This window comes from Enterobacter sp. DC1 (assembly GCF_000568075.1).
Taxonomy (GTDB): Bacteria; Pseudomonadota; Gammaproteobacteria; order Enterobacterales; family Enterobacteriaceae; genus Enterobacter; species Enterobacter asburiae.
This window is the reverse complement of sequence record NZ_AZUA01000005.1, coordinates 152458-169449: the sequence shown is the minus strand read 5'-3', so window position 1 is coordinate 169449 and position 16992 is coordinate 152458. Positions and strand designations below refer to the sequence as shown.

Genomic DNA, 16992 nt, shown 5'->3' with positions numbered 1-16992 from the left:
CTACCGCACTTTACGGAAAATTCCGTAACGCCGCATCTTTTTGTGACGACGTCTACACTTTATTTTCATTGGGATAGTCACTCAGGAAGGAGCTTATGACTCAAAAAATGCAGCATTTCTCGCTTAAGGTGCTGACGATAAACATTCATAAGGGCTTCACAGCATTTAACCGCCGCTTCATTTTACCGGAGCTGCGCGACGCGGTACGCACCGTCAGCGCGGATATTGTCTGCCTGCAGGAGGTGATGGGCGCACACGAAGTGCATCCGCTCCACTTTGAGAACTGGCCCGACACGCCGCACTATGAATTTCTGGCCGACACCATGTGGAGTGATTACGCCTACGGCCGCAACGCGGTCTACCCGGAAGGGCATCACGGGAACGCGGTGCTGTCCCGCTACCCCATTGAACATTACGAAAACCGCGACGTTTCCGTCGGGGAAAGCGAAAAACGCGGCCTGCTTTACTGCCGTATTACTCCGCCCGACCTCGAGCGACCTGTGCATGTCGGCTGTGTTCATCTGGGCCTTCGCGAAGCCCATCGTCAGGCGCAGCTGAAAATGCTGGCCGAATGGGCCAACGCGCTTCCTGAAGGTGAACCTGTGGTGGTGGCGGGCGATTTTAACGACTGGCGACAGCGGGCAAACCATCCGTTGAAAGTGGATGCCGGACTGGAGGAGATTTTTACTCGCGCCAACGGCAGGCCTGCGCGCACCTTCCCGGTCCGTTTCCCGCTGCTTCGGCTTGACCGCATCTACGTGAAAAATGCACACGCCAGCAGCCCGACCGCTCTGGCGCTCCTTAACTGGCGACATCTTTCCGACCACGCCCCGCTCAGCGCGGAGATCCACCTATGAAATGTTCCTGGCAGGAAGGCAACCGGATCACGCTGCTGGTCAACGGGGACGAGTACTACCCGGCCGTGTTTAAAGCGATTGATAACGCTCAGCAGAAGGTGATCCTCGAAACCTTTATCTGGTTCGAAGACAACGTGGGCAAGCAGCTGCACGGCGTGCTGCTGCGCGCCGCCCGGCGCGGCGTCAAAATTGAAGTGCTGCTTGATGGCTATGGCTCGCCGGATCTCAGCGATGCGTTCGTCAATGAATTGACCTCCGCGGGCGTGGTGTTCCGCTACTACGATCCCGGCCCTCGCCTGTTCGGCATGCGTACCAATCTTTTCCGCCGGATGCACCGCAAAATTGTGGTGGTGGACGAGACGGTGGCGTTTGTCGGCGGCATTAACTATTCCGCTGAGCATATGTCCGACTACGGCCCGGAGGCAAAGCAGGACTACGCCATTCGCATTGAAGGCCCGGTGGTGCAGGACATTTTGCTCTTTGAGCTGGAGAACCTGCCGGGTAAAGAGGCCGTTCGCCGCTGGTGGAGACGCCGCCATCGCCCGGAAGAGAACCGCAAGCCCGGCGAAGCGCAGGCGCTTTTCGTCTGGCGGGATAACGGCGAGCACCGTGACGACATTGAACGTCATTATCTCAAGATGCTCGCCAACGCGAAGCGCGAAGTGATTATTGCTAACGCCTACTTTTTCCCCGGCTATCGTCTGCTGCACGCCATGCGCAATGCGGCCCGGCGCGGGGTACGCGTGAAGCTGATTGTGCAGGGCGAGCCGGATATGCCGATAGTCAAAGTCGGCGCGCGGCTGCTGTATAACTATCTGGTGAAGGGCGGCGTACAGATCTATGAATATCGCCGCCGACCGCTGCACGGCAAAGTGGCGCTGATGGACGATCACTGGGCAACCGTAGGCTCCAGCAATCTCGATCCGCTGAGCTTATCGCTCAACCTTGAAGCCAACCTGATCATTCACGATCGCCAGTTTAACCAGACCCTGCGGGATAACCTGCAGGCGTTGATCGTTAACGACAGCGTGCGCGTGGACGAATCCATGGTTCCCAAACGCACCTGGTGGAATCTGGGCATCAGCGTGGTGGTGTTCCACTTTCTGCGTCATTTCCCGGCCATGGTCGGCTGGCTGCCGGCGCATACGCCTAAGCTTGCGCAGGTGGACCCGCCGGTACAACCCGAAATGGAAACCCAGGACCGTATTGAAGCGGAAGACGGAGGCAAACCCTGATGTCGAAATCGCATCCGCGCTGGCGGCTGGCAAAAAAGATCCTGACCTGGCTATTTTTTATTGCGGTCGCGGTTCTGCTGGTGGTCTACGCGCAGAAAGTTGACTGGGAAGAGGTGTGGAAAGTCATCCGCAACTATAACCGGATGGTGCTGCTGGGTGCTGTAGGGCTGGTTATTGTGAGCTACCTGATGTACGGCTGCTATGACCTGCTGGGCCGCGCTTACTGCGGCCACAAGCTGGCCAAACGTCAGGTTATGCTGGTGTCGTTTATCTGCTACGCCTTTAACCTGACGCTGAGCACCTGGGTCGGCGGCATCGGCATGCGCTATCGCCTTTATTCGCGGCTCGGCCTGCCGGGCGGGACCATCACGCGCATTTTCTCGTTAAGCATCACCACCAACTGGCTGGGCTATATTCTGCTCGGCGGGGTGATCTTCACCATCGGCGTGGTGCAGCTGCCCGCGCACTGGTATATCGATGAGGCCACGCTGCGCATTCTGGGCATCGTACTGCTGCTGATTATCGCCGTTTATCTTTGGGCCTGCGCGTTTGCTAAACGCCGCCATATGACCATTAAAGGGCAAAAGCTGGTGCTGCCCTCGTGGAAGTTTGCGGTGCTGCAGATGGCAGTCTCCAGCGCCAACTGGATGGCGATGGGGGCCATTATCTGGCTGCTGATTGGCGAGGACGTGAACTACTTCTTCGTGCTGGGCGTGCTGCTGGTGAGCAGTATTGCGGGCGTGATTGTGCATATTCCGGCGGGGATCGGCGTGCTGGAGGCGGTGTTTATCGCGTTGCTGGCCGGGGAGCATGTCTCTCAGGGAACGATTATCGCCGCCCTGCTGGCATACCGCATGCTGTATTACTTCCTGCCGCTGGCGCTGGCAACGGTCTGTTATCTGGTGCTGGAGAGTCGGGCGAAGAAGCTGAGAGCGAAGAATGAGAGGATGTTAGCGAAGTGAATAAGTCGGGTGGCGGCTTCGCCTTACCCGACCTACGGTTCGCGCTTCGTAGGCCGGGTAAGGCGAAGCCGCCACCCGGCAAAGCAACCTTAACGACGGTTGCCGAAAATACGCAGCAGCATCAGGAACAGGTTGATGAAGTCCAGATACAGCGTCAGCGCGCCCAGGATCGCGTATTTGCGCAGGTTTGAACTGTCGCGTACGTCGATCTGCTCGCCGATGTTTTTCAGCTTCTGGGTGTCATACGCCGTCAACCCAACGAAGATCACCACCCCGATGTAGGTCACGGCCCACATCAGCGCGTCGCTCTTCAGCCACAGGTTTACCAGCGACGCCAGCACAATCCCAATCAGCCCCATAAACAGCATGCTGCCTAAACCGCTCAGATCGCGCTTCGTGGTGTAACCGTAGAGACTCATCACGCCGAACATCCCACCGGTCACCACAAAGGTGCTGGCGATGGAAGAGTAGGTGTAGACGATGAAAATACTGGAAAGCGTCAGCCCCGTTAGCGCCGAATAGAGCATAAACAGCGTAGTCGCCATTCCGGCACTGAGCTTTTGCACCAGACCCGAAAGCACAAACACCAGCGCCAGCTGCGCGATAATCAGCCCAAAGAAGGTGATTTTGCTGGAAAAGATAAACATCATCAGTTCAGGCGTGTTTGCCGCATACCACGCGATAAACGCGGTAAGCAGCAGACCAACCGTCATCCAGCCGTACACCTGAGCCATATACGTCTGCAGGCCGCTACGGGTCTGCTGTACTATTGAATCGGAACGCGGAAATCGGTCCATGATTCACTCCTGATTAAGTTTAAGTAGACACACACGTTAAGATTAACACATCCACGTAAACCGACTACCAACGGCTGGCGGCTTGTTTATCGCTGTCGCGAGATTCCACCCAGCGGTCGCCTTCCGGCGTGGCTTCGCGCTTCCAGAACGGCGCTTTGGTTTTGAGGTAATCCATAATGAACTCCCCTGCCGCAAACGCGCTGCGGCGGTGTGCGCTGGTCACCCCGACGAAGACAATCTCCTCGCCGGGCCACATCTCGCCGATGCGGTGAATCACCGTGATGCGGCCAAGCGGCCAGCGGCCTCTCGCCTCGTCGACAATCTCCGCCAGCGATTTCTCGGTCATCCCCGGATAGTGCTCCAGCGTCAGTGCCTTCACGCTGTCGCCGAGGTTGTGGTTACGCACTTTGCCGGTGAAGGTGACAACCGCGCCGTCTTCATCGCGTTCCGCCAGCCAGCTGTATTCGGTCCCCACGTTAAAACGCTCGGGGCTGACCAGAATTCGGGTCTCAGCCATCTTAGCCCCCCGTTACCGGCGGGAAGAAGGCCACTTCATCGCCTTCCTTCAGCGGATGGGTGAACTCCACCAGCGTCTGGTTAACGGCGGCCAGCAGCTTGCCTTCGTCCAGCGCCAGCGCCCAGCGGTCGCTTTGCGCCGCCAGATGCGCGCGCAGGGCGGCGACGTTTTCGAAGGACGCGTCCAGCGTCAGGCTGTCGGTATTCACCAGCTCGCGCACCTGCGCAAAAAAGAGCACCTTAATCATGGCTGTCCACCTTAAAATCACCGGATTTGCCGCCGCTTTTTGCCAGCAGGCGAACCGGGCCAATCACCATATCTTTCTGCACCGCTTTGCACATGTCGTAGATGGTCAGCGCGGCAACTGAGGCCGCCGTCAGCGCCTCCATCTCCACGCCGGTTTTGCCGGTTAAGCGGCAGAGTGACTCAATGCGCACGCGATTATGCTCCGGCTGCGCCTGAAGGTTCACTTCCACCTTGCTCAGTATCAGCGGATGGCACAGCGGAATTAAGTCCCAGGTGCGCTTGGCGGCCTGAATACCGGCAATGCGGGCGGTGGCAAAGACGTCGCCCTTATGGTGGCTGCCGTCGATAATCATCGCCAGCGTCTCCGGCAGCATAGTGACGAACGCTTCCGCGCGCGCCTCGCGCACCGTTTCGGCTTTGGCGGAAACATCCACCATATGCGCTTCACCGGCGGCGTTAATGTGGGTCAGTTGTGGCATAGCTTATTTCTTTAAATGGGGATGGAAATTACACGGACGGGTACGGGCATCCAGCTGCGGGGCGATGATGTTTTCCCACGCGGTGCGGCAGGCTTTGGTCGAACCCGGCATGGCGAAAATCAGGGTTTTGTTAGCCACCCCGGCAACGGCGCGCGACTGGAGCGTAGAGGTACCAATCTCTTCAAAGGAGAGCATGCGGAACACTTCGCCGAAGCCTTCCACCTCGCGGTCGAACAGCGGGATAAGCGCTTCGGGGGCCTGATCGCCTGCGGTAAAGCCGGTGCCGCCGGTAATCAGCACCACCTGCACCTCATCGCTGGCAATCCACTGCGAAACCTGAGCGCGAATGGCGTAGCGGTTCTCCTTCACGATCGCTTTATCGACGATGTGATGCCCCGCGTCATGAGCCGCCTCGCGCAGCCAGTGGCCGGAGGTATCATCCTCTTCGCCACGGCGGTCGGAAACGGTAAGGATAGCAATGCGTGTCGGGATAAATTCTGCGCTTACCTGACTCATCTTCTGATTCCTTCTTAAGCCTGATTACCCGCCGATGTAGGACAGGTTCTGAGTAATGCCGGTATTGCCCTGATGCAGGAAGTGGGTCTGTTTTTTATGCGTCAGCGCTTCAGAAATGCGTGCTTCAAGCGCGTCCTGCTGCGCATCGTCTTCCAGCAGATCGCGAAGGTTCACGCCGCCGTCGCCGAACAGGCAAAGGTGGAGCTTGCCAACGGAGGAGACGCGCAGGCGGTTGCAGCTGGCGCAGAAGTCTTTCTCATAGGGCATGATAAGCCCAATCTCACCTTCGTAATCCGGGTGGCAGAAGACCTGCGCCGGGCCGTCGCTGCGCTGGCGGATCTGGTGGATCCAGCCGCGCTTCAGCAGCGCGTCGCGCAGCACCATACCGGAGATGTGATGACGACGGAACAGCTCGCTGCCCTCGCCGGTTTCCATCAGCTCAATAAAGCGCAGCTGAATGGGGCGGGATTGGATCCACGCCAGGAAGGTATCGAGCTGATGATGGTTCACATCACGCATCAGCACCGTGTTGACTTTGACCTTCTCGAACCCGGCCGCAAATGCCGCGTCGATACCGTCCATGACCTGCTGAAATTTATCCTGCCCGGTAATGGCGTGGAACTGACGGGCATCCAGGCTATCGACACTGACGTTGATCGCCGTCAGCCCCGCATCGCGCCAGTTCGCCACGTCGCGCGCCATGCGGTAACCGTTGGTGGTCACCGCAATCTGGCGGATACGTTCGTTTTCACGCACGGCGGCAATGATGTCGGGGAAATCGCGGCGCAGAGAGGGTTCGCCGCCGGTCAGACGCACTTTTTCGGTGCCGAGCTCAGAGAAGGCGCGCGTGACGCGGCGCACTTCATCCACGGAGAGAAAGCCGTTATTGGTGACGCTGCCCGGTTTGTAGCCATCGGGCAGGCAGTAGGTGCAGCGGAAGTTGCACACATCGGTAATCGACAGACGTAAGTAATAAAACTTACGCGCGAAAGCATCAGTAAGTTGTGAAGCCATGTACACCTTTCCAGATCGGGAGGCACAGTCATTTCTTTCTGTACCCTGGTGGCAAATTCGCCACGGCCAGAGCGCCATATCTTTCGACACAGGCACAAGGGCTAGAGTGTATGTTTTCAATTTTGAAAACGTGGTTAGGGCGATAGTAGCGCGGAAATTCTGACGACGCCATTATCGCTTTTCGCTATATAATCACCTATATAGCGAATCGTTCCTGCTTTTTCGCTACAGAATACCTAAAAACCGCATTTTCACATTGATATACGTCATTTTGCGTCGGGTGAGGCATCGTCTTTTAGGGGTAGTTAGGTTACTGTTACGCGATCGAACGTGATAAGGAATACGTATGCGCAATCGCACTTTTGCGGATCTTGACCGAGTGGTCGCTCTTGGCGGAGGACACGGCTTAGGCCGGGTTATGTCCTCTTTGTCGTCACTCGGCTCAAGGCTGACAGGGATAGTGACCACCACCGACAACGGCGGCTCAACCGGGCGCATTCGTCGTGCCGAAGGCGGTATCGCCTGGGGAGACATGCGCAACTGCCTGAACCAGTTAATTACCGAGCCAAGCGTCGCGTCGGCGATGTTTGAGTACCGTTTTGGCGGTAATGGCGAACTTTCCGGCCATAACCTCGGAAATCTGATGTTAAAGGCGCTAGATCACCTGAGCGTTAGGCCTCTGGAAGCCATCAACTTAATCCGTAATCTGCTCAAAGTGGACGCATTCCTGATCCCCATGTCAGAACAACCGGTTGACCTGATGGCAATCGACGCCGAAGGGCATGAAGTTTACGGCGAGGTGAATATTGACCAGCTCCTCCTGCCGCCCACGGAGTTAATGACCTATCCGAGCGTACCCGCCACGCGAGAAGCGGTGGAGGCCATCGGAGAAGCGGATCTTATCCTGATCGGCCCGGGCAGTTTTTACACCAGCCTGATGCCCATTCTGCTGGTGAAAGAGCTGGCGCAGGCGCTGCGCCGCACCCCTGCCCCGATGGTTTACATCGGTAACCTGGGACGTGAGCTTAGCCCGGCGGCGGCGAGCCTGTCGCTGGCGGACAAGCTGGATTTAATGGAGCAGTACGTCGGTAAAAAAATCATCGACGGCGTCGTGGTGGGGCCGAAGGTGGATGTGTCGGATATTGGCGACCGCGTGGTGGTGCAGGAGCCGCTGGAAGCGAGTGACATTAAATATCGTCATGACCGTCACCTGCTGCGCGAGGCGCTGGAGAAGGCGATTCAGGCGCTGGGTTAGGTTCGTTTTGTGTGGCCTGATGCCCTCACCCCGGCCCTCTCCCACAGGGAGAGGGAGAAAACATTGCTTTACTCACGATGCCGCGATGAAAAGATCCCGCAGCTGATGTAGCTGGTCGCGGATCTGCGCCGCCTCTTCGAACTCCAGGTTCTGCGCGTGCTGCATCATCTGCCCTTCCAGCTCGTGGATTTTCTGCTGCAGCGCTTTCGGCGTCAGCACGACGGTATCTTCTTCCACCACTGAACGCGCCTTGCCGCGGCCTTTCGCTTTGGTTTTGGCAATGTTCTGACCCAGCGCCAGAATATCCACCACCTTCTTGTTCAGACCCTGCGGTGTGATGCCGTGCTCTTCGTTATAGCGCTGCTGTTTCTCGCGGCGGCGCTCCGTTTCGCCAATCGCTTTCGCCATCGACGGGGTGATTTTGTCCCCGTACAGAATCGCTTTACCGTTGACGTTACGCGCCGCACGGCCGATGGTCTGGATCAGGGAGCGTTCAGAACGCAGGAAGCCCTCTTTGTCCGCATCCAGAATCGCCACCAGCGAGACTTCCGGCATATCCAGACCTTCTCGCAGCAGGTTGATCCCCACCAGCACGTCAAACTCGCCCAGACGCAGGTCGCGGATAATCTCCATGCGCTCCACGGTGTCGATATCCGAGTGCAGATAACGCACCTTCTCGCCGTGCTCTTCGAGATACTCGGTGAGGTCTTCCGCCATGCGCTTGGTGAGCGTGGTCACCAGCACGCGCTCGTTGATGGCGGAACGGGCGCGGATCTCAGAGAGCAGATCGTCCACCTGCGTGGCCACCGGACGAACTTCAATAATGGGGTCGAGCAGACCCGTTGGACGCACAACCTGATCGACAACGTCTTCACCGGATTTCTCCAGCTCGTAGTTGCCCGGCGTGGCCGAGACGTAAATGGTTTGCGGCGCGAGCGCCTCAAACTCTTCAAACTTCATCGGGCGGTTATCCAGCGCCGACGGCAGGCGGAAGCCGTACTCCACCAGCGTCTCTTTACGCGCGCGGTCACCGCGGTACATCCCGCCGATCTGCGGGATCGTGACGTGGGATTCGTCGATCACCAGCAAACCGTCTGCCGGAAGGTAATCAAACAGCGTCGGCGGCGGCTCGCCCGGCCCGCGCCCGGAGAGGAAACGCGAGTAGTTTTCAATGCCGGAGCAGTAGCCCAGCTCGTTCATCATCTCAAGGTCGAACTGGGTGCGCTGGCTGAGGCGCTGCTCTTCCAGCAGCTTATTGTTCGCCAGCAGCACCTTACGGCGCTCGGCCAGCTCCACTTTGATCTCTTCCATCGCCTGCACGATACGCTCGCGCGGCGTCACGTAGTGCGTTTTCGGGTAGATGGTAAAGCGCTGGATCACCGACTCAACGTGTCCGGTCAGCGGGTCGAAGAGCGACAGGCGTTCAACCTCTTCGTCAAACAGCTCGACGCGCAGCGCCATATCGTCCGATTCCGCCGGGAAGATGTCGATCACCTCTCCGCGTACGCGGAAGGTGCCGCGCTGGAACGCCTGATCGTTACGGGCATACTGCAGCTCCGCCAGACGGCGAACGATCGCGCGCTGGTCGATGATCATCCCCTGCGTCAGGTGCAGCATCATCTTGAGATAGAGATCCGGATCGCCCAGACCGTAGATCGCGGAAACCGATGCGACGACGACCACATCGCGACGCTCCAGAAGCGCCTTGGTGGCCGACAGACGCATCTGCTCGATGTGTTCGTTCACCGACGCGTCCTTCTCGATGAAGGTGTCAGAGCTCGGTACGTAGGCTTCAGGCTGGTAGTAATCGTAGTAGGAGACGAAATACTCCACCGCATTTTCCGGGAAGAACTCTTTCATCTCGCCGTAAAGCTGTGCGGCCAGGGTTTTGTTGGGTGCCAGCACCATCGTTGGACGCTGGAGATCCGCAATCACGTTGGCGATGGTGAACGTTTTACCCGAGCCGGTTACCCCCAGCAGCGTCTGGTGCGCCAGCCCGTCTTCCAGCCCCTCTTCCAGACGACGGATCGCCTCAGGCTGATCGCCAGATGGACGGAAAGCAGAATTCAATTTGAACGGTTTACTCATGGGCGACAACCTGATGACGTTAAAAGCGGCAGGTGAGTAATTTTACTCGTTGTTGCCAGGAATGCCAGTAAAAAACACTGGATGAAAAACCAGTAGCATGTCAGGATATTTAGCATAGCGCCTGAATGATTGGTGGGATAACGGCCAAAATTTGGACTGTGACAATATAAAACACCAGTCAGGTCAGGTTATCCCCAGAACTTTTTCTTTTTTAACATTTGTCAAGCCAGGTAATGATAGTTTTGTGGCAACCGGTGACACTTTCATGACGGGAATTGCTTTTATCTAAGCAATTAAATAATAAACGATATTTTCTAAAGCCGCGTTTCGCGCCAATTTGGGCGTAAGCCGCGTCTTCTCTCGCTTATCGCGTGTTTTCTAACTCTAATGCACATGGTTATCCACAGGAATAGTGGATAACTGCTTCCAGCCCATGCAGACTGGCGCTCGGCAAATTCCCGGTTTTTCCCACGAGACGGCAGTAAAAAATTTTTATAGCTATTTTTTGATGATTAACAGTTGCGTCATTCATAACCAACCGATGGGATCTTGCTCACATTTTCATCATTTCGGGTTCTGCACCACAACTCACCACCTCCAGCACCGTCGATGTGCAATCCGTTTTTTTATAAACCGCTTTCCGGTGATTTATTCCTAAAAAAGCTATTTTTTTGAACACTTTTCGGTTTCTGGCAGGGGTTTTGCAGATTCAAACACGAGCCTCACCTACACACATTTTTAAGGAGAAAAAGATGTTGAGTCTGCGTGCTGTGAATCAGTTTTACGGAAGCCAACATACGCTATGGAACGTGAATTTGGATTTTCCGCAAGGGATGTGTACAGGCGTCGTTGGCCTGCCGGGGATGGGGAAAACCACCCTCATGAATTGCATCGCCGGGAGAGTGCCCGTTGAAAGCGGCAGCATCATCTGGCATGAGGCGGGCGCGCCGCCGCGTGATTTGCTTAACCTGCCGCCAGAGCAGCGCTCAGGACCGGGGATAGGCTATGTCCCGCAGGACAGGCGGATCTTCTCCCAGCTAACGATTGAGGAGAATCTGCATATCGCCATGCGGGCGATGGGGAAACCCAACCCGGAGGCGAAAAGTGACGTTTACGACCTGTTCCCGGCGCTCTACGCATTGCGGCAGGCCCGCGCCAATACGCTCTCTCCGGACGATCAGTATCAGCTGGCGCTGGCTAACGCGCTGGTGAACCGTCCGCACCTGCTGATCCTCGATGAACCCCTGCACGGCGCGGGACACAGCTTCGCCCAGAAGCTGGGGCAGCTGCTGGCGCGCTTAAACCGGGAGTTAGGTATGACGGTGCTTCTAGCGGAGCAGCAGCTGTCGTTTATCCGCCGCGTTGCGGACCGTTTCTGCATGCTCTATCGCGGGCGTAACGTGGCGCAGGGCCACGTTAACGAACTGGATGACGAGCTTATCGCGCACTGGATGTCGCGGGAAGCAAGACGCTGAGATCGAGATAACGCCCGGTGTCGGCATTTTCCACGCCGTCAGCAAGCCAGGGAATTTCCCCGAGGCACGGGGCGGGAAGTACGCGCCTGAGCGTCGCCAGATACTCCTGGTGTCGTTTACCCGGCGCAACCACGTCGTTGGCTATCCAGCCCGCCAGCGTCAGCCCGGCCTGCTGTACGGCCTGCGCGGTCAACATGGCGTGATTGATGCAGCCCAGCCTGACGCCGACGACCAGAATGACCGGAAGCTGCTCGGCCTGCACCCAGTCAGCAAACGTCTGCGTGTCCGAAAGCGGCGTAAACCAGCCGCCTGCGCCTTCCACCAGCACCCAGTCGGCCTGGCCTTCCAGCGTCCGTAACCCGGCTGACAGCACCGCGAAATCGATCGGACGACCTTCGTCAGCGCTGATGATGTGCGGCGAGGTCGGCTCGGCAAAGGTGTACGGATTGACCGCTGAATAGGCGAGTTCAAGCGTGCTGTTACGCTGGAGCGCCAGCGCGTCGGTGTTGCGTAACCCTTCCGCCGTCATCTCGCTTCCTGAGGCGACGGGCTTATATCCGGCGGTGTTTTTTCCGATCAGTCGTGCCGCCTGCAGCAGCGCCGAGCTGGCCACCGTTTTGCCCACTTCCGTATCCGTTCCGGTGACAAAATAACGTTCAGTCACGTTCGATAATCCCATGAAAAAGTTGATAAGAGAGCGGGAAATGTCCCCGCTGCTGCGGCCAGGCCAGCTCCAGACGCTGCAGCTGGCCCCGGGTCAGCGGTTTTTTCTCCCGCCCGGCGTGCAGGTGCGTGGCCCCGATGCCCTTCAGCGAGCGCATGGCGCTGAGCGCATCGCTAAAATTGAGGGTGATGGTCTGCACCGTGCTGCGGTAGCGCCAGCCTGCCAGCGCCTGCGTCACCTGATCATGCGATAAAAAGCGGTTTGCGTGCGGCTGCTCATCCACCGCTTTCCACGCCTGATTTAGCTCCGGCAGCGAACTTTCCAGCAGGGTGGTAAAGGCCACCTTTCCGCCCGGTCGCGCCACGCGATAAAGCTCGCGTAAGGCCTGCGGCAGGCTGCTGCACCACTGGACCGCCAGATGACTCCAGACCAGATCGAACTGCGCATCCGCCAGCGGGATCGCCTCGATATCGGCCAGCAGATAGCGATCCGCTGCCTGCCGCTGACGCGCCTCGTCGAGCATCTGGTCTGAGAGGTCGATAGCCGTGACCTGGCTTCCCGCCCCGCGCCAGTAGCGGCTGTTGCTGCCGGGACCACAGCCGGCGTCCAGCACCTGCGAAAAGCGGTTCTCGCCAAGCGCGGCCAGAAGCCCCTGCGCGCTCTGACGCTGCAGTTCGTCGTGCTGCGAATAGCTCTGCGCGGCCCGACCAAATGCCGCCGCAACGGCCTGTTTATTCACCGGCAACATGGAGCGCCTCCAGCAGCGTCTGGATATCCCGTGCTTCATGCGCCGCCGTCAGGGTTAAACGCAGCCGCGCGGTACCCGGCGGGACCGTTGGCGGGCGAATGGCGGTCACCCACATGCCGCGCTCGCGCAGCGCCTGTGCCAGCGCCAGCGCGCGGCCGTTTTCGCCGACAATCACCGGCTGGATGGCGCTCTGCGAATCGGGACTGTGGAAGGGCAGCGCCGCTAGCCCCTGGCGGAAGCGGGAGATATGCTCTGCCAGCCGCTGGCGACGTTCATCCCCTTCTGCGCTGCGGATCACCGCCAGCGACGCAGACAGCGCCACGGCCTGCGCCGGGGGCATGCTGGTGCTGTAGATCAGGTGTCGGGCAAACTGCAGCAGATAGTCGGCGACGGACTCGCTGCACAGCACGGCGGCGCCGCTGACGCCAAAGCCTTTGCCGAAGGTGACAATCAGCAGTTCCGGCTTCACGTTTTGCTGATGCGCGCTGCCGCGGCCTTCGTCGCCCATCACGCCAATACCGTGGGCATCGTCTACCAGCAGCCAGGCGTTTTGCCGCTTTGCGGCCTCGTGCAGCGCAGCAAGCGGCGCGCTGTCGCCGTCCATGCTGAACACCCCTTCCGTGACAGCCAGCTGCTGTCCGTCGCAGGGTTTATCCAGCAGCGCAGCAAGCTGCCCCGCATCGTTATGGGCAAAGCGGCGCAGCTGCGCCGGACTTAAATTTGCCGCCTCCAGCAGCGAGGCGTGGCTTAAGCGGTCAGCGACAATGCGGTCCTCTTTTTCCATCAGGGCGGTAATGACCGCCTGATTGGCGGCAAAGCCGGAGATAAACAGCAGCGCGCGCGGGTAGCCGAGCCAGTCGGCAAGCGCTTCTTCCAGCGCCTGATGCGCCGTGGTGTATCCGCTGACGTGTCCCGAACCGCCGCTGCCCACGCCAAACCGCTCCGCACCCTGCTGCCAGGCGCGGACGATGGCCGGATGCTGGCTCAGCCCGAGATAGTCGTTGCTGGAGAAATTACAAAACTGCCGCCCCTCGCGGGTAAGAAAACGGCCCGCGCCGTTTTCCACCACCCTGCGAACGCGAAACGCCTCTGCCGCCCGGCGTTCGTCCAGCGCGGTATTAATGCGTGCCTGCCAGGTCATACGGCTGCCGCGTTGTAGAACTGGTCGGTGTCGGCGTTGAAAATCTGCTGCTCCAGCTGCTGCTGTTGCTCGTTATCGCCCGTCAGCACCTCGGTCTGATGCGGGTTAAGCCCCAGCTTGCGGAACAGCTGAACGTCTTTGTCCTCTTCCGGGTTCGGCGTGGTCAGCAGCTTGCAGCCGTAGAAGATGGAGTTGGCTCCGGCCATAAAGCACATGGCCTGGGTCTGCTCATTCATCTGCTCGCGACCGGCGGAGAGGCGCACGAAAGAGGTCGGCATCATGATGCGCGCCACCGCGATGGTGCGAATAAAATCAAACGCATCCACGTCGTCGTTATCCGCCAGCGGTGTGCCCTTGACCTTCACCAGCATGTTGATCGGCACGCTTTCCGGCGGGGTCGGCAGGTTTGCCAGCTGCAGCAGCAGGCCCGCGCGGTCTTTCACCGTCTCACCTAAGCCGACAATACCGCCCGAGCAGACCTTGATCCCCGCGTCACGCACCTTATCCAGCGTGTCCAGACGCTCCTGATAGGTACGCGTGGTGATGATGTTGCCGTAAAACTCCGGCGAGGTGTCGAGGTTGTGGTTGTAGTAGTCCAGCCCCGCCGCGGAGAGGCGCTGCGCCTGCTCGTCGTTCAGCGTGCCGAGCGTCATACAGGCTTCGAGGCCCATCTCCTTCACGCCCTTCACCATCTGCTCCAGATACGGCATGTCGCGGTCGTGCGGGTTCTTCCACGCCGCGCCCATGCAGAAGCGGGTCGAGCCGGCGTTTTTCGCCTTGCGCGCCGAGTCGAGCACCTGCTCCACTTCCATCAGCCGTTCGGATTCGAGACCGGTTTTGTAGCGCGCGCTCTGCGGGCAATATTTGCAGTCTTCAGGACAGGCGCCGGTTTTGATCGACAGCAGCGTGCTGACCTGAACATGGCGGGGATCGAAGTGCTGACGATGTACCTGTTGGGCTTCGAACATCAGCTCAAGGAAAGGTTTGTTGAATAATTCAGTAACTTGCGACATCGTCCAGCGTGCGTGGTGAGCCATCGGGCTTCTCCAAAGGGTTTTGTTAATTTTCGGTTCGGTTTATACTCGTAAACCTAAAACTTTTCAAAATGGTTTACAAGTCGATTATGACCCAGGACGATCTCGCCTTCGACAAGCAGCATATCTGGCATCCTTACACCTCCACCACTCGCCCCCTTCCCGTCTATCCGGTGGCCTCGGCCCACGGCTGCGAGCTGCACCTCGCCAGCGGCGAACAGCTCGTTGACGGGATGTCTTCGTGGTGGGCGGCCATTCACGGGTACAACCACCCGCGCCTGAATGCGGCGATGAAGGCGCAGATTGACCAGATGTCGCACGTGATGTTTGGCGGAATCACCCATCAGCCCGCGGTGGATTTATGCCGTCGTCTGGTGGCGATGACGCCCGACTCGCTGGAGTGCGTGTTCCTGGCCGATTCCGGCTCCGTGGCGGTGGAAGTGGCGATGAAAATGGCGCTGCAGTACTGGCACGCGAAGGGCGAAACGCGCCAGCGGTTCCTCACCTTCCGCAACGGCTATCACGGGGATACCTTCGGGGCGATGTCGGTGTGCGATCCGGACAACTCGATGCACAGCCTGTGGAAAGGCTATCTGCCGGAAAACCTGTTCGCCCCTGCCCCGCAGAGCCGTTTCGACGGCGAGTGGAACGAGATGGACATGGTCGGCTTCGCGCGGCTGATGGCGGCGCACCGCCATGAAATCGCCGCCGTGATCCTGGAGCCGATTGTGCAGGGCGCAGGCGGAATGCGGATGTATCATCCGGAATGGCTGAGGCGTATTCGCAAGATGTGCGACCGCGAGGGCATTCTGCTGATTGCCGATGAGATCGCCACCGGCTTTGGCCGCACCGGCAGGCTGTTTGCCTGCGAGCATGCGGGCATTGCGCCGGATATTCTGTGTCTGGGTAAAGCGCTGACCGGCGGCACCATGACGCTCTCCGCCACGCTCACGACCCGTCACGTTGCCGACACCATCAGCGACGGCGAGGCGGGCTGCTTTATGCACGGCCCGACGTTTATGGGCAACCCGCTGGCCTGCGCCGTCGCAAGCGAAAGCCTGGCCATTCTGGAGAGCGGCGAGTGGCAGACGCAGGTTGCGGCGATTGAGGCGCAGCTGAAAGACGAGCTGAGCGCCGCCACGGGCGCGAATTTCGTGGCGGACGTGCGCGTGCTGGGTGCCATCGGCGTGATTGAAACCCCCCATCCGGTGAATATGGCGGCGCTGCAGCGCTTCTTCGTTGAGCAGGGCGTCTGGGTGCGGCCTTTCGGCAAGCTTATCTACCTGATGCCGCCGTACAGCATTACGCCGGAGCAGCTGCGTAAATTAACCGACGCGGTTGTAACAGCCGTTAACATTCCCGCGCATTTCACGATGTAACCCTATGCATTACACTTGCTGAACGAGCGATCAACGAGGGTAAACCGTATGAAAATCATCAGTAAAGATCTGCGCGACGGTGAAAAACTGCCGGAACGTCACGTATTCAACGGCATGGGGTATCAGGGAGACAATATCTCCCCGCACCTGGCGTGGGACGAGGTTCCGGCCGGAACCAAAAGCTTTGTCGTGACCTGCTACGACCCGGATGCGCCTACCGGCTCCGGCTGGTGGCACTGGATTGTGGCGAACCTGCCTGCCGACACGCGCGTGCTGCCACAGGGTTCCGGTTCAGACCTGGTTGCCCTGCCTGAAGGCGCCATTCAGACGCGCACCGACTTTGGTAAAGCGGGCTACGGCGGCGCGGCGCCGCCAAAAGGGGAAACCCACCGCTATATCTTCACGGTGCACGCGCTGGATGTGGAGAAGATTGAGGTCGATGAAGGGGCGAGCGGCGCGATGGTCGGGTTTAACGTGCATTTCCATTCGCTGGGGAACGCGTCGATTACGGCGATGTATTCATAATCGTGCGGGCTGATGCCCTCACCCCGGCCCTCTCCCACAGGGAGAGGGAGAAAACCTGGC

General features: G+C 58.9%; 18 protein-coding genes and 1 riboswitch. Of the genes, 7 read left to right on the top strand and 11 right to left on the bottom strand.

Features of this window, described 5'->3' with window-relative positions:
* The first annotated feature begins 95 nt into the window (after positions 1 to 95).
* The 3 genes from P346_RS06350 to P346_RS06360 are packed head-to-tail and all read left to right on the top strand — an operon-like array spanning position 96 to position 3054.
* Complete coding sequence (locus tag P346_RS06350; RefSeq protein WP_023334979.1) at positions 96 to 857, top strand: endonuclease/exonuclease/phosphatase family protein; 762 nt, start codon at positions 96 to 98, stop codon at positions 855 to 857.
* Entirely contained in the window at positions 854 to 2092 is a 1239-nt protein-coding gene (clsB, locus tag P346_RS06355; protein WP_032661244.1) for a cardiolipin synthase ClsB, read from the top strand. Before P346_RS06350 ends, clsB begins: the two co-directional genes overlap by 4 nt.
* Positions 2092 to 3054, top strand: a complete 963-nt coding sequence (locus P346_RS06360) for a lysylphosphatidylglycerol synthase domain-containing protein (protein WP_032661241.1) — start codon at positions 2092 to 2094, stop codon at positions 3052 to 3054. Before clsB ends, P346_RS06360 begins: the two co-directional genes overlap by 1 nt.
* Before the next feature lie 89 nt (positions 3055 to 3143).
* Here P346_RS06360 and P346_RS06365 read toward each other — a convergent pair whose 3' ends face one another.
* The 6 genes from P346_RS06365 to moaA form a co-directional block, all read right to left on the bottom strand.
* On the bottom strand, positions 3144 to 3851 hold the full coding sequence (locus P346_RS06365; RefSeq protein WP_029742164.1) for a Bax inhibitor-1/YccA family protein: 708 nt from the start codon (positions 3849 to 3851) through the stop codon (positions 3144 to 3146).
* Between the two features lie 64 nt (positions 3852 to 3915).
* Entirely contained in the window at positions 3916 to 4368 is a 453-nt protein-coding gene (moaE, locus tag P346_RS06370; protein ID WP_032661238.1) for a molybdopterin synthase catalytic subunit MoaE, read from the bottom strand.
* A gap of 1 nt (position 4369) precedes the next feature.
* Positions 4370 to 4615 (bottom strand): molybdopterin synthase sulfur carrier subunit, encoded by a 246-nt coding sequence (gene moaD, locus P346_RS06375; protein ID WP_023334974.1) that lies wholly within the window; start codon positions 4613 to 4615, stop codon positions 4370 to 4372.
* A complete protein-coding gene (gene moaC / locus P346_RS06380; RefSeq protein WP_032661234.1) occupies positions 4608 to 5093 on the bottom strand; it encodes a cyclic pyranopterin monophosphate synthase MoaC in 486 nt (161 codons plus the stop codon). The genes moaD and moaC overlap by 8 nt, the downstream gene beginning before the upstream one ends.
* Positions 5094 to 5096: 3 nt before the next feature.
* A complete protein-coding gene (gene moaB, locus P346_RS06385; RefSeq protein WP_024908761.1) occupies positions 5097 to 5609 on the bottom strand; it encodes a molybdenum cofactor biosynthesis protein B in 513 nt (170 codons plus the stop codon).
* A gap of 24 nt (positions 5610 to 5633) precedes the next feature.
* A complete protein-coding gene (gene moaA, locus P346_RS06390) occupies positions 5634 to 6623 on the bottom strand; it encodes a GTP 3',8-cyclase MoaA (protein WP_032661231.1) in 990 nt (329 codons plus the stop codon).
* Positions 6611 to 6744: riboswitch (molybdenum cofactor riboswitch) on the bottom strand. It overlaps the preceding gene by 13 nt.
* 225 nt (positions 6745 to 6969) lie before the next feature.
* Here moaA and yvcK point away from each other — a divergent pair.
* Complete coding sequence (yvcK, locus tag P346_RS06395) at positions 6970 to 7878, top strand: uridine diphosphate-N-acetylglucosamine-binding protein YvcK (protein WP_032661228.1); 909 nt, start codon at positions 6970 to 6972, stop codon at positions 7876 to 7878.
* Between the two features lie 72 nt (positions 7879 to 7950).
* Here the strand turns inward: yvcK and uvrB are convergent, their stop codons facing one another.
* The gene (gene uvrB, locus P346_RS06400; RefSeq protein WP_029742168.1) at positions 7951 to 9966 is read right to left on the bottom strand and encodes an excinuclease ABC subunit UvrB; all 2016 of its coding nucleotides are present in this window, start codon (positions 9964 to 9966) and stop codon (positions 7951 to 7953) included.
* A 752-nt stretch (positions 9967 to 10718) separates the two neighbouring features.
* On the opposite strand from uvrB, the gene P346_RS06405 reads away from it, so the two are divergent.
* Positions 10719 to 11441, top strand: a complete 723-nt coding sequence (locus P346_RS06405; RefSeq protein WP_032661226.1) for an ABC transporter ATP-binding protein — start codon at positions 10719 to 10721, stop codon at positions 11439 to 11441.
* Here P346_RS06405 and bioD read toward each other — a convergent pair.
* The 4 genes from bioD to bioB are packed head-to-tail and all read right to left on the bottom strand — an operon-like array spanning position 11404 to position 15031.
* Positions 11404 to 12105, bottom strand: a complete 702-nt coding sequence (gene bioD, locus P346_RS06410) for a dethiobiotin synthase (protein ID WP_193743815.1) — start codon at positions 12103 to 12105, stop codon at positions 11404 to 11406. The genes P346_RS06405 and bioD overlap by 38 nt on opposite strands.
* On the bottom strand, positions 12098 to 12853 hold the full coding sequence (bioC, locus tag P346_RS06415; protein ID WP_032661221.1) for a malonyl-ACP O-methyltransferase BioC: 756 nt from the start codon (positions 12851 to 12853) through the stop codon (positions 12098 to 12100). The genes bioD and bioC overlap by 8 nt, the downstream gene beginning before the upstream one ends.
* The gene (gene bioF, locus P346_RS06420) at positions 12837 to 13994 is read right to left on the bottom strand and encodes an 8-amino-7-oxononanoate synthase (RefSeq protein WP_032661212.1); all 1158 of its coding nucleotides are present in this window, start codon (positions 13992 to 13994) and stop codon (positions 12837 to 12839) included. The genes bioC and bioF overlap by 17 nt, the downstream gene beginning before the upstream one ends.
* Positions 13991 to 15031, bottom strand: a complete 1041-nt coding sequence (gene bioB, locus P346_RS06425) for a biotin synthase BioB (protein WP_032641628.1) — start codon at positions 15029 to 15031, stop codon at positions 13991 to 13993. Before bioB ends, bioF begins: the two co-directional genes overlap by 4 nt.
* 86 nt (positions 15032 to 15117) lie before the next feature.
* On the opposite strand from bioB, the gene bioA reads away from it, so the two are divergent.
* Together bioA and P346_RS06435 are read left to right on the top strand one after the other, a co-directional pair.
* Positions 15118 to 16407 (top strand): adenosylmethionine--8-amino-7-oxononanoate transaminase, encoded by a 1290-nt coding sequence (gene bioA / locus P346_RS06430; RefSeq protein WP_407044823.1) that lies wholly within the window; start codon positions 15118 to 15120, stop codon positions 16405 to 16407.
* A gap of 48 nt (positions 16408 to 16455) precedes the next feature.
* Positions 16456 to 16932 (top strand): kinase inhibitor, encoded by a 477-nt coding sequence (locus tag P346_RS06435; protein ID WP_032661206.1) that lies wholly within the window; start codon positions 16456 to 16458, stop codon positions 16930 to 16932.
* Positions 16933 to 16992: the final 60 nt, after the last annotated feature.

Bases quoted from the DNA above. Each gene is read 5' to 3' on its own strand.
- moaD (WP_023334974.1), bottom strand. From the start codon at position 4,615: ATGATTAAGGTGCTCTTTTTTGCGCAGGTGCGCGAGCTGGTGAATACC.
- yvcK (WP_032661228.1), top strand. From the start codon at position 6,970: ATGCGCAATCGCACTTTTGCGGATCTTGACCGAGTGGTCGCTCTTGGC.
- moaC (WP_032661234.1), bottom strand. From the start codon at position 5,093: ATGCCACAACTGACCCACATTAACGCCGCCGGTGAAGCGCATATGGTG.
- P346_RS06350 (WP_023334979.1), top strand. From the start codon at position 96: ATGACTCAAAAAATGCAGCATTTCTCGCTTAAGGTGCTGACGATAAAC.
- P346_RS06405 (WP_032661226.1), top strand. From the start codon at position 10,719: ATGTTGAGTCTGCGTGCTGTGAATCAGTTTTACGGAAGCCAACATACG.
- uvrB (WP_029742168.1), bottom strand. From the start codon at position 9,966: ATGAGTAAACCGTTCAAATTGAATTCTGCTTTCCGTCCATCTGGCGAT.
- P346_RS06365 (WP_029742164.1), bottom strand. From the start codon at position 3,851: ATGGACCGATTTCCGCGTTCCGATTCAATAGTACAGCAGACCCGTAGC.
- bioB (WP_032641628.1), bottom strand. From the start codon at position 15,031: ATGGCTCACCACGCACGCTGGACGATGTCGCAAGTTACTGAATTATTC.
- P346_RS06360 (WP_032661241.1), top strand. From the start codon at position 2,092: ATGTCGAAATCGCATCCGCGCTGGCGGCTGGCAAAAAAGATCCTGACC.
- bioF (WP_032661212.1), bottom strand. From the start codon at position 13,994: ATGACCTGGCAGGCACGCATTAATACCGCGCTGGACGAACGCCGGGCG.
- moaE (WP_032661238.1), bottom strand. From the start codon at position 4,368: ATGGCTGAGACCCGAATTCTGGTCAGCCCCGAGCGTTTTAACGTGGGG.
- clsB (WP_032661244.1), top strand. From the start codon at position 854: ATGAAATGTTCCTGGCAGGAAGGCAACCGGATCACGCTGCTGGTCAAC.
- P346_RS06435 (WP_032661206.1), top strand. From the start codon at position 16,456: ATGAAAATCATCAGTAAAGATCTGCGCGACGGTGAAAAACTGCCGGAA.
- moaB (WP_024908761.1), bottom strand. From the start codon at position 5,609: ATGAGTCAGGTAAGCGCAGAATTTATCCCGACACGCATTGCTATCCTT.
- bioA (WP_407044823.1), top strand. From the start codon at position 15,118: ATGACCCAGGACGATCTCGCCTTCGACAAGCAGCATATCTGGCATCCT.
- bioC (WP_032661221.1), bottom strand. From the start codon at position 12,853: ATGTTGCCGGTGAATAAACAGGCCGTTGCGGCGGCATTTGGTCGGGCC.
- moaA (WP_032661231.1), bottom strand. From the start codon at position 6,623: ATGGCTTCACAACTTACTGATGCTTTCGCGCGTAAGTTTTATTACTTA.